The following is an 11,935-nucleotide window of genomic DNA, read 5'->3' on the forward strand; positions in this document are numbered from 1 at the left end:
CCGATGAATCGCCAGGAGATTCTGGCCGCGCTGCGCGAGAAGCGGCTGACCCCGGACGAGGCCCGCAAGCTGCTGCAAGCCGGGGCCGGGGCCACCGCCGCGACCACCGCCGCGTCCACCCCGGTGCGGCCGGCCGGCCACCCCACGCCCGAGCCCGCCACCCCGCCGGCGACCAAGCCCACGGGCGCGCCCGCCGGCGGGTCGGCGACCGCCTCCGCCAGCGCGCCCGCCTCCGCCCCGGCGGCGGGCTCCGACGGGCGGCCGTCCCCGATCGCCGTCGTCGGCATGTCGGGCCGGTACGCCACGGCCGAGAACCTGGACCAGTACTGGCAGTTGCTGGACCAGGGTCAGGACGCGGTGCGGGAGATCCCGCCCCACCGCTGGGACATGGAGCGGTACTACGACCCGACCGTCGGCAAGGAAGGCTCCATCTACTGCCGGTGGATGGGCCTGCTCGACGACATCGACGCCTTCGACTCCTTCTTCTTCGAGATCTCCCCCTCCGAGGCGGAGATGATGGACCCGCAGCACCGCATCTTCCTGGAGGAGGCGTACCGCGCCTTCGAGGACGCGGGGTACTCGCGGCAGCGCCTCGACGGCAGCAACTGCGGCGTCTACCTGGGGCTGGCCAGCAGCGACTACTACACCCTCGCCCACGAGGCGCTCCAGGAGGGCGACGAGCTGCCGAGCGTCACCAGCGTCAGCAACGCCATCGCCGCCGGCCGCCTCGCCTACTTCCTGAACCTCAAGGGCCCGGCCCTCACGGTCGACACGGCCTGCTCCTCCTCGCTGGTGAGCGTGCACCTCGGCGTACAGGCCCTCCAGCGCGGCGAGATCGACATGGCCCTGGCCGGTGGCGCCTCGCTGTACCTGAGCCCCGACTCGTACATGCACATGTGCTCGGCCGGCATGCTCTCGCCGGACGGCCGGTGCAAGACGTTCGACAACGGCGCCGACGGGTTCGTGCCGGGCGAGGGCGCCGGAGCCGTGGTCCTCAAGCGGCTGGCGGACGCCGAGCGTGACGGCGACCAGATCTACGGCGTGATCACCGCGAGCGGCATCAACCAGGACGGCCGCACCAACGGCATCACCGCGCCGAACCTCGGCAGCCAGATCGAGCTGGTCAAGGCGGCGTACGAGCGGCACGGCATCGACCCGGCGACCATCAGCTACGCGGAGCTGCACGGCACCGGCACCAAGCTCGGCGACCCGATCGAGCTGGAGGCACTGGCCGCCGCCTTCCGGACCTGGACCGACCAGCGGAACTTCTGCGCCATCGGCTCGGTGAAGTCCAACGTCGGCCACATGTCGGCGGCGGCGGGCGTCGCCGGGCTGCACAAGATCCTGCTCTCCCTGCGGCACGCCAAGCTCGCGCCGACGCTGCACGTCAACTCGCCCAACGAGCACTTCGACTTCGAGCGCTCGCCCTTCGTGCTGACCACCGAGGGCCGACCGTGGCAGCCCGCGCCGGGCGCGCCGCGCCGCGCCTGCCTGAGCGCGTTCGGCTTCAGCGGCACCAACGCCCACGTGGTGGTGGACGAGTACGTCCCCACCGCCGCCCGCCCCGCGCCCCGGCGCGCCGGCGACCGGGAGCACACCTTCGTCCTGTCGGCCAAGGCCGAGCCCCAACTGCGGGACGTAGCACGCCGGTTGGCCGACCATCTCACCGCGCACCCCGAGACGCACCTGGACGACGTCGCGTACACCCTGCAGACCGGCCGGGAGCCGATGCGCGAGCGGCTGGCCATCACCGCGCGCGACCGGGAGACCCTGCTGGCGGCCCTGGACGCGTTCGCGCGGCACGGCGAGAGCCTGCCGGGCGTCCGGCGCGGGCGCGTCGCCAAGCGGCCGACCGGCCGCGACTGGGTCGAGGGCGGGCCCGCGGACTGGTCGGGGGAGTGGGCGGGCCTGTCCCCGCGCCGCGTGCCGCTGCCGACCTACCCCTTCGAGAAGTCGCGCCACTGGTACCCGCAGTCGGCCGCCGAGCCCGGCGAGCGGGCGGCGGGCGACGCGGAGGGCCCCGGCCGGGCGTCCGCTCCGCACCCGCTGGTGCACGAGAACGTCTCCGACTTCACCCGGCAGCGCTTCCGCTCCCACTTCACCGGCCAGGAGTTCTTCCTCGCCGACCACCGGGTCGACGGCACGCCCGTGCTGCCCGGCGCCGCCGTGGTGGAGATGGCGCGCGCGGCCGGCGAGCTGTCCGCCGGCCAGCCCGTCACCGAGGTCAGCGAGGTCGTCTGGGCCCGGCCGGTGATCGACCAGCGCGTGGAGGTCGCGCTGTTCCCCACCGCCGGCACCGAGGCCGGCTTCGAGGTGCACGACGGGCACGGCACGGTGTGCGCCAGCGGCCAGCTCGGCTTCGAGCCCGTGACCCCGCCGCCCCCGCTGGACCTCGCCGCGCTGCGCGCGCGCTGCGCCACCCGGCTCGGTCACGCGGACCTGTACCCCGAGCAGGGCACGAGCGCCGACGAGCCGGGCTCCGGGGTGTTCTACGGCCCCGCCTTCCGCACCCTGCGCGAGCTGGCGTACGGGCCCACCGACGCGCTGGCCACCCTCGAACTGGACACCGACCGGCCCGGGTTCGCCCTGCACCCGGCGCTGCTCGACGGCGCCTGGCAGGCCATCCGCCCGTTCCTGGCCACCGACGGCGCCGTCTACCTGCCCTTCGCGGTGGACCGCCTCCGCTGCTTCGCCCCGCTGCCCTCGCCGGCCCACGCGCACGTGCGCCCCGCCGGGGCCGACGCGCCCGGCAGCCGGGCCTTCGACGTCACGATCACCGACGCGCACGGCGCCGTGGCGGCCGAGGTCACCGGTTTCACCGTGCGGGCCGTCGGCCGCCCCGAGGCGCCCGAGCCGGTCTTCCTCACCCAGCGCTGGCAGGAGGCGCCGGCCCGCCAGCACGGCACCGCCGACCGGGCCCGCACCCTGGTCCTCTTCACCGGCGCCGACGCCACCACGACCGGCCCGCTCGCCGGCATCGCCACCCTCGCCGACCTGGCCGACGTGGTGGCCGTCGCGGGCACCGGCTTCGCCGCCGACGACGCCGGGACGCGCTTCACGCTGCCCCCGACCGAGCGGGACGACCACGCGCTGCTGCTCGACGCGCTGCGCCGGCACGACCGGCTCCCCGACCGGATCGTGCTGGTGGCCGCCGAACCGGCCGAAGGCCCGTACGCCGTGCACGCCCTGGCCGGCGCCCTGGCGACCGCCGGGCCCCGCTGGCAGGTCGACCTGGTGTACGCGTACCCGGTCCCGGGCGACCGACCGCACCCCGAGCACCGGGCCGTCGGCGGCTACCTGCGCAGCCTGCTGAAGGAGGACCGGTTCGTCACGGCCCGCGCCGTGGGCCTCGCGCCCGACGGCGATCCGGTCGACCGGCTGCGCCGGGAACTGGCCGCGGACCCGGCCGACGCGGTGGACCTGTGGTGGGACGGCGCGACCCGGCGCGCGCTGCGCACGGCGGAGGTCGCGACCGGCGCCGAGGGCGCGCCGGCCTTCCGTACGGGCGGCGTCTACCTGATCACCGGCGGGCTCGGCGGCGTCGGCCTGGCCGTCGCCCGCCACCTCAGCCGGGCCTACGACGCCCGCCTCGTCCTGACCGGGCGCCGGGAGCTGGAGCCGGACGCCGAACTGCCCGGCGCGCACACCCTCTACGTGCCGGCCGACGTCTCCCGCCGCGCGGACGTCGAGGCGCTCGTCGCCCGCGCCAAGGAGCGCTTCGGCCGGATCGACGGCGTGCTGCACTCCGCCGGGACCCTGCGCGACGCGCTGATCCGCAACAAGTCGGCGGCCGACGTGGCCGCCGTGCTCGCCCCCAAGGTCGCCGGCACCCGGCACCTGGACGAGGTGCTGCGGGACGAGCCGCTCGACCTGTTCGCGCTGTTCTCCTCGATGTCCGCCGTCCTCGGCAACCTGGGCCAGAGCGACTACTGCTTCGCCAGCGCCTACCAGGACGCGTTCGCCGCCGAGCGAGAGGAACTGCGCCGCCAGGGGTTGCGCTCGGGCCGCACGGTCTCGATCGGCTGGCCGTTCTGGGCCGACGGCGGCATGGCCATCCAGCCGGAGGCCGCCCGCGCGCTGCGCGACCAACTCGGCATCGCCCCCCTCGCGTCGGACGAGGGCTGCCGGGCCCTGGAACGCGCGCTGCGCCTGCCCGAGCCGCACGTCGTGTACGCCAGCGGCGACGCGGCGGCCATCCGCCGCACCTTCGGCATCGAGCCCCCGGCCGAGCCCCAGGCCGATGACCCGGCCGCCACCGAGGCCCCCGCGTCCGCGTCGTCCGCGTCCGCGCCCGCCGCGTCGAGCGCGCCGACGGCTGAGCTGAGGAGGCAGGCGGTCGGCTACCTCACGCGCATCATCAGCGAGCGGATCAAGAGCGACCCGGACAAGATCGACGCCGCCGACGACTTCGAGGTCTTCGGTATCGACTCGATCGTCATGATCAGCCTGACCCGGCGGATGGAGGAGGACTTCGGGGAGCTGCCGAAGACCCTGTTCTTCGAGTACGGCAGCATCGAGGAGCTGGCCGACCACTTCGTGGCCGACCGCGCGGCCGACCTCCAGCGCCTGTTCGGCGCCCCCGAGCCCGCGCCGGAGGCCGAGCCCGGGGCCGCGGTCGCCGAGACGGAACGGCGGCCCGCCACACCGGAGCCCGTGGCCGCCCAGCACGCGGCCCCCCGCTTCCGGGCGACGGCCGCCACGGCCACCTCCCCGCGCGTGGAGCCCGCGCCCGCCGGCGCCCAGGACATCGCGGTCATCGGCGTCGACGGCCGCTACCCGGGCGCCGACGACCTGCGGGAACTGTGGGCCAACCTCGCCTCGGGGACGGACTCCGTCACCGAGGTGCCGGCCGACCGCTGGGACCACACCCAGTACTTCGCGCCCGAGGGCCGCACCCCCGGCAAGGCGTACGCCAAGTGGGGCGGCTTCCTGGACGGCGTCGACCAGTTCGACCCGCTGTTCTTCAACATCTCCCCGGGCGAGGCCGACTTCCTGGACCCGCAGGCCCGCCTCTTCCTGCAGACCGCGTGGCGCGCCGTCGAGGACGCCGGCTACACCCGTACCGCGCTGGCCGACCAGACCGTCGGGGTCTACGTCGGCGTCATGTACGGGATGTACGAGCTGTTCCAGGGCGAGATCAAGGGCGAGCCGGTGCCGGTGCCGTCCTCGTTCGCGGCGATCGCCAACCGCGTGTCGTACTTCATGAACCTCCACGGCCCGAGCATGGCCGTGGACACCATGTGCTCCTCGTCGCTGACCACCATCCACCTGGGCTGTGAGAGCATCCGCCGCGGCGAGAGCGACGTGGTCATCGCGGGTGGCGTCAACCTGACCATCCACCCGAACAAGCTGATCCTGCTCAGCCAGGGCAACTTCGCCGCCACCGACGGCCGCTGCCGCAGCTTCGGCGAGGGCGGCGACGGGTACGTGCCCGGCGAGGGCGTGGGCGCGGTGGTGCTCAAGTCCCTGGAGCGCGCCGTCGCCGACGGCGACCACGTCTACGGCGTCATCAAGGGCAGCGCGATCAACGCCGGCGGCAAGACCTCCGGCTTCACGGTGCCCAACCCCAACGCCCAGGCCGACCTGATCCGTACGGGCCTCGCGGACGCCGGCGTGGACGCGCGCACCGTCTCGTACATCGAGGCGCACGGCACCGGCACCTCGCTCGGCGACCCGATCGAGATCACCGCGCTCACCAACGCCTTCCGCCAGCACACCGACGACACCGGGTTCTGCGCCATCGGCTCCCTCAAGTCGAACATCGGGCACCTGGAGTCCGCGGCCGGCATCGGGGCCCTGACCAAGGTCCTGCTCCAGCTCAAGCACCGGCAGTTGGCGCCGTCGCTGCACTCGACCACGCTCAACCCGTACATCGACTTCGCCCGCAGCCCCTTCGTGGTCCAGCAGGAACTCGCCCCCTGGCAGGCGCCGGCGGGCCAGCCGCTGCGGGCCGGGATCAGCTCGTTCGGCGCCGGCGGGGCCAACGCCCACCTGATCGTCGAGGAGTACGTCGAGCGGCGCCCCCGGCCGGCTAAGGCCGCCGGACCGCACCTGTTCGTCTACTCCGCACGCGACGAGGAGCGGCTGCGGGAACTGGTCGCCCACCACCTCGCCGCGGCCCGGGACGGCTTCGACGGCGCGGACCTCGCCTCCGTCGCCCACACCCTCCAGGTCGGCCGCGAGGCCATGGAGCAGCGGCTCGCGGTCGTCGCCGACGACCTCGCCGAGCTGACGTCCGCGCTCGCGGCCTACCTGGCCGGCGACGCGGGCGCCGCACGCGTCCACACCGGCAACAGCCGTGGCGCGGGGCGGCAGTCCAAGCTGCTGGTCGGCCTCTTCGAGGACTCCGACATGATGTCCGGCCTGCTGCGCGACCGGCGCCTGGACAAGGTCGCCGAGCTGTGGGTCGAGGGCATCGCCATGGACTGGTGGCTGCTGTACGACCGGCCGCCGCGCCGGGTACCCCTGCCCGGCTACGCCTTCGCCAGGGAGCGCTGCTGGGTCACCGGTCCCGCCACGCCCCGCCCCGCCACGGGCGCCGAGCAACTCCACCCGCTGCTGCACCGCAACAGCTCCAACCTCGAAGGGCTCCGCTTCAGCTCCACCTTCACCGGCCGGGAGTTCTTCCTCACCGACCACCGCGTCGGCGGCCAGAAGCTGCTGCCCGCCGTGGCCTACCTGGAGATGGCGCTCACCGCGGTGCGCGCCGCCCTCCCCGAGCAGGCGCGGGACGCGGAGCTGCGGGTGCGCGACGTGGTGTGGCTGCGGCCGTGCGCCGTCGCCGACGAGCCGCGCACCGTGCACGTCTCGCTGACACCGGGGCAGGGCGCGGATGCCATCGCGTTCCGCGTCCACGGCGACGACACGCACTGCCAGGGCGAGGTCGAACTCGCCACGCCGGCCGCGACGCCCGCCGAGACGCTCGACCTGGCCGCCCTCCGAGCCCGCTGCACCCGCCCGAGCGTCGAGGGCGCCTGGGCGTACGAGACGTTCACCCGGATGGGCATCGCCTACGGGCCCGCCCACCAGGCCATCCAGACCGTCTACCGGGGAACCGACGAGGCGCTGGTCGCGCTGCGCCTGCCGGCGGGCGTCACCGCCGACGCCGGCCGCTACACGCTGCACCCCGCACTCCTGGACGCGGCGCTCCAGGCCACCCTCGCGCTGTCGCTGCCCGACGCCCCCGAGGACCCGGCCGCGCTGCCACGGGCCGAGGGGAAGTCGGCGGAGCTGCCCTTCGCCGTCCGGTCGGTCGCCGTCGCGGGCGCCACGTCGCCCGTGATGTGGGCGCACCTGCGCCCGGCGCGCGGCGCGGGCGGCGGGGACCGGCTCAAGAAGATCGACATCACCTTGTGCGACGACGCCGGCCGGGTGGCGGTCCGCCTGGACCAGGTGGCGTTCAAGAGCTACGCGTTCGACGCGGGCGCGGGCGCCGCCGCGCCGACGGAGCGCCTGCTGTTCGCCCCCCGGTGGCAGGCCGCGCCGCGGCCGGCCCCCACGGCGGCGGCCCACCTCGACCGGTGGACCGTGCTGGTCTGCGAGCCCGCCGCCGGCCTGCTCGACGAGCTGGCCGCGCTGCTGCCCGAGGCCGACGTACGGGCCCTCGCGTCGGCCGCGACCCGGCCCGCGGACCGCTACCAGGACCACGTCGTCGACCTGCTGGGGCACACCGCGCGGCTCCTCCACGACACCCGTAAGCAGAGCCTGTTGGTGCAGGTCGTGGCCGCCGACGACGCCTCGTACGGGTTGGCCGGCTTCCTCCAGTCGCTGCGCGGCGAGCACCCGGCCGCCAGCGCCCAACTCGTGCGCTGCCAGGACGCGCCGCGCCCGGCCGAGCTGGCCGAGCGGCTGCGCGCCGAGCGCGCCTGGCCCGCCGACCAGGTGGTGCGCTACGTGGACGGCCGGCGCGAGACCCGGCAGTGGGCGGAGTTGCCTGCGCCGGCGGGTGAGCGCGCGCCGCTGTGGCGCGACGGCGGGGTCTACCTCGTCACGGGCGGCGCCGGCGGCCTCGGGCTGCTGATGGCCGACGAGATCGCCCGCAGCGTCCGCGCCCCGCACCTGATCCTCACCGGCCGCTCCGCGCCGAGCGCCCGGACCGAGGCGGCCCTGGAGCAACTGCGGGCCCACGGCGCGGTGGCCGCCTACGCGCAGGCCGACGTCACGGACCCGGCGGCCTGCCGCGCGCTGGTCGCCCGCGTCGCCGTCGAGCACGGCGGCCCGCACGGCGTCCTGCACTGCGCGGGCGTCACCCGGGACCGCCTGATCACCGGCAAGACGGCCGAGGACGCCCGGGCGGTGCTCGCCCCCAAGACGGCCGGGCTCATCGCCCTGGACGAGGCCACCGCGCACCTGCCGCTGGACTTCTGCTGGCTCTTCTCCTCCGCGGCCGGCGCCCTCGGCAACGCGGGCCAGGCCGACTACGCGGCCGGGAACGCGTTCATGGACCACTACGCCGCCCACCGCAACGCGTTGGTGGCCCGTGGCGAGCGCGCCGGGCGGACGCTGTCCGTCAACTGGCAGCTCTGGCAGGACGGCGGCATGGGGCTGAGCGCCGAGCAGGCGCGGGCCGCGACCGAGGCCGCCGGCCTGGCCGTCCTCGACCGGGCCACCGGCCTGGAGGTCCTCGCCGCCTGCGTGGCCACCGGCGAGGACCAGGTCCTGCCGCTCGTCGGCGACGCCACCAAGCTCCGCGCCTACCTGCGCGCCCAGACCGGCAACGCCCCCCAGGCGCCCGCCACGGCGGCCACCCCCGCGACGGCCGCCCCCGCGACGGCCACCCCTGCGACGGCCGTCGCCCCGGGCCGGCCGTCGGCGGACGCCGAGGAGCTGACCGACCTGCTGGCCGTCGCCCTGAAGGGCATCGTCGCCGAGGAGATCAAGCTCGACGCCGCGCGCGTGGACGTGCACGTACCGCTGGAGAACTACGGCATCGACTCGGTGCTCATCATCAACCTCACCCAGCAGTTGGAGGAGCACTTCGGGCCCCTGCCGAAGACGATCTTCTTCGAGAACCAGACCGTCATGGAGCTGGCCGAGGCGCTGTGCCAGAGCCACCCACGGCAGGCCGCCGAACTGGCCGGGCCGCGCACGCCGGCCCCGGCGCCGGCCGCCCAGGCTGCGCAGGCCGCCGAACCGACCGCCGAGCGCGCCCCCGTCGCGCTGCCCGCCAACTGGTCGCGCGCCTTCACCGGCCCGGCCACGGCCAGCGCCCCGCCCGCGCCCGAGGCGGGCGGCGGTCTGGACATCGCCATCGTCGGCCTGGCCGGGCGGTACGCGCAGGCTGACGACATGGCGCAGTTCTGGACGAACCTGCGCTCCGGCCGCGACTCCGTCACCGAGATCCCCGCCGACCGCTGGGACCACACCCCGTACCTGACCGCCGGCACCAGCCGACAGGAGCGGACCTACGCCCGCTGGGGCGGGTTCGTCGACGAGGCCGCCAGCTTCGACTCGCTGTTCTTCAACATCTCGCCCGGCGAGGCCGAGGTGATGGACCCGCAGGAGCGGATCTTCCTGGAGTGCGTCCACCACGCCCTGGAGGACGCCGGCTACAGCCGCCGCTCGCTCACCGGGCAGGCCGTCGGCGTCTACGTCGGCGTGATGTACGAGGAGTACCAGCTCTACGCGGCCCAGCAGCAGGTGCGCGGCGAGATGGTCACCCTCACCGGCAGCGCCGCCTCCATCGCCAACCGGGTCTCGTACCAGTACGGCTTCCACGGGCCGAGCCTGGCCGTGGACACCATGTGTTCCTCGTCCCTGGTCGCCATCCACCTGGCCGCGCAGAGCCTGCTCTCCGGCGAGTGCGAGGCGGCGGTGGCCGGCGGCGTCAACCTGTCCCTGCACCCCAACAAGTTCCTGATGCTCGGCAAGAACCACTTCGCCTCCACCCGTGGCCGGTGCGAGTCGTTCGGCAGCGGCGGCGACGGCTACGTGCCCGGCGAGGGCGTGGGCGCCGTCCTGCTCAAGCCGCTGGCCAGGGCGGAGGCCGACGGCGACCACGTCTACGGCGTCATCAAGGGCACCGCCGTCAGCCACGACGGCAAGACCAACGGCTACACCGTGCCCAACCCGCACGCGCAGACGGCCGTCATCCGGCGCGCCCTGGACCGGGCCGGCGTCGAACCCCGGCGGGTCTCCTACGTGGAGGCACACGGCACCGGCACCCGCCTCGGCGACCCGATCGAGGTCTCCGCGCTCACCAAGGCGTTCGGCAGCGAGGCCACCGAGGCCCGCCGCTGCTACCTCGGCTCCGTCAAGTCGAACATCGGCCACTGCGAGAGCGCCGCCGGCATCGCCGGGATCAGCAAGGTGCTGCTCCAGATGCGCCACGGGGAGATCGCCCCGTCGCTGCACTCCACCGCGCTGAACCCGGAGATCGACTTCGCGGCCACCCCGTTCACGGTGCCGCAGGAGGTGACCGCCTGGGAGGCGCTCGACGGGCCGCGCATAGCCGGCATCTCCAGCTTCGGCGCGGGCGGCACCAACGCGCACGTGGTGATCGCCGAGTACCAGCCGCCCGCCGCGCCCACCGCCTCCGACGACGCGGCCGGGCCGGTCCTGGTGCGCCTGACGGCGCGACGCGCCGACCAACTGCGCTCCCTCGCCCAGCGCCTGCTGGACTGGCTGCGCGAACGCCGGTTGAGCGCGGCCGAGTTGGCCGACGTCGCCTACACCCTCCAGGTGGGCCGCGACGCGTACGAGGAGCGCGTCGGCTTCGTCGTCAGCCAGCAGGCCGACCTCGAAGCGGGCCTGGCCGACTTCGTCGCCGGTCGCCCCGCCCCGTACCAGGGCACCGTCACCACCCCCGTGCCGCCGCCGCGCGGGCCCGCCGCCGACGAGCTGCGCGCCCGGTACGCGGCCGGCGACCACGGCGCGCTGCTCGACCTGTGGGTGGGCGGCCAGGACCTGGACTGGGAGGCGTTCACCGCGCCCGGCACCCGCCGCCGCGTCAGCCTGCCCACCTACCCCTTCGCCCGGTTGCGGCACTGGCTGCCGCCCCGGGACACCGCCGCGCCCCTGGCCGCGCCGGCGCCCGCGCCGGCCGCGCCGCCGAGCGGGCGGGTGGCGCCGCTGCTGCACCACAACCGCTCCTCCCTCTTCGAGCAGCGCTTCACCACCACCTTCACCGGCCGCGAACCCTTCCTGGACGGCCACCGGGTCAGCGGCCGGAAGGTGCTGCCCGGCGCCGTGACGCTGGAGATGGCCCGCCTGGCCGGGGCGCTCAGCCTGGAACAGGAGGTGCGCTCCGTACGGGACGTGATGTGGCGGCACCCGATCGAGGTGGGGGAGGAGCCCGTCGAGGTGACGGTGCGGCTCGTCCCCGAGGAGGAGTCCGTCCTGGTCCGCGTCGGCCTCGACGAGGGGCCGCCGGCGGCCCGCGTCTGCATGGAGGCCAGGATCGACCTGGGCACCGAGCCGGCCGCGCCGCCAGGCGGCGCGCCGCCCCTGGACCTGTCCGGCGTCATCGCCCGCTGCGAGAGCAAGCTCGACGGTTCGGCCGGGTACGCGGCCATGGCCGCCGCCGGCCTCGACAACGGGCCCGGCTTCCAGGTCATCGAAGAGGTGTTGTACGGCGACGGCCACGCGGTGGCCCAACTCGCGCTGCCACCGGCGGCCGACCGGGACCCGGCGGACGTCCTGCACCCCGCGCTCGTCAACGGCGCCTTCCAGGCCGTCATCGCGCTCATGGCGGAGCCGGCCGGGCAGCCCCGGGCCAACCGGCTGCTGCTGCCGTTCTCGGTGGCCGCCATCGACATCCGCGGGCCGCTGCCCGAGGAGTGCGTCGCGCACCTGCGTCGCGCCGGCGACGCCACGCCCGGCGGCAGCGTCGACCGCTTCGACATCACGCTGACCGACCTGACCGGCAAGGCCCTCGTGGTCGTGAAGGACTACGCCCTGAAGTCGTTTCCGACCGGGGCCGAGACAGGTGAATGAG

At 75.1% G+C, this 11,935-nt stretch carries 1 protein-coding gene; it reads left to right on the plus strand.

Annotated elements, in window-relative coordinates; genetic code table 11:
* The first annotated feature begins 3 nt into the window (after nt 1-3).
* Complete coding sequence (locus H7H31_RS30850) at nt 4-11,934, plus strand: SDR family NAD(P)-dependent oxidoreductase (protein WP_187118174.1); 11,931 nt, start codon at nt 4-6, stop codon at nt 11,932-11,934.
* The last annotated feature ends 1 nt before the right edge of the window (nt 11,935 follow it).

Origin of the sequence: Streptomyces buecherae, assembly GCF_014295035.1 — a bacterium.
GTDB lineage: Bacteria > Actinomycetota > Actinomycetes > Streptomycetales > Streptomycetaceae > Streptomyces > Streptomyces youssoufiensis.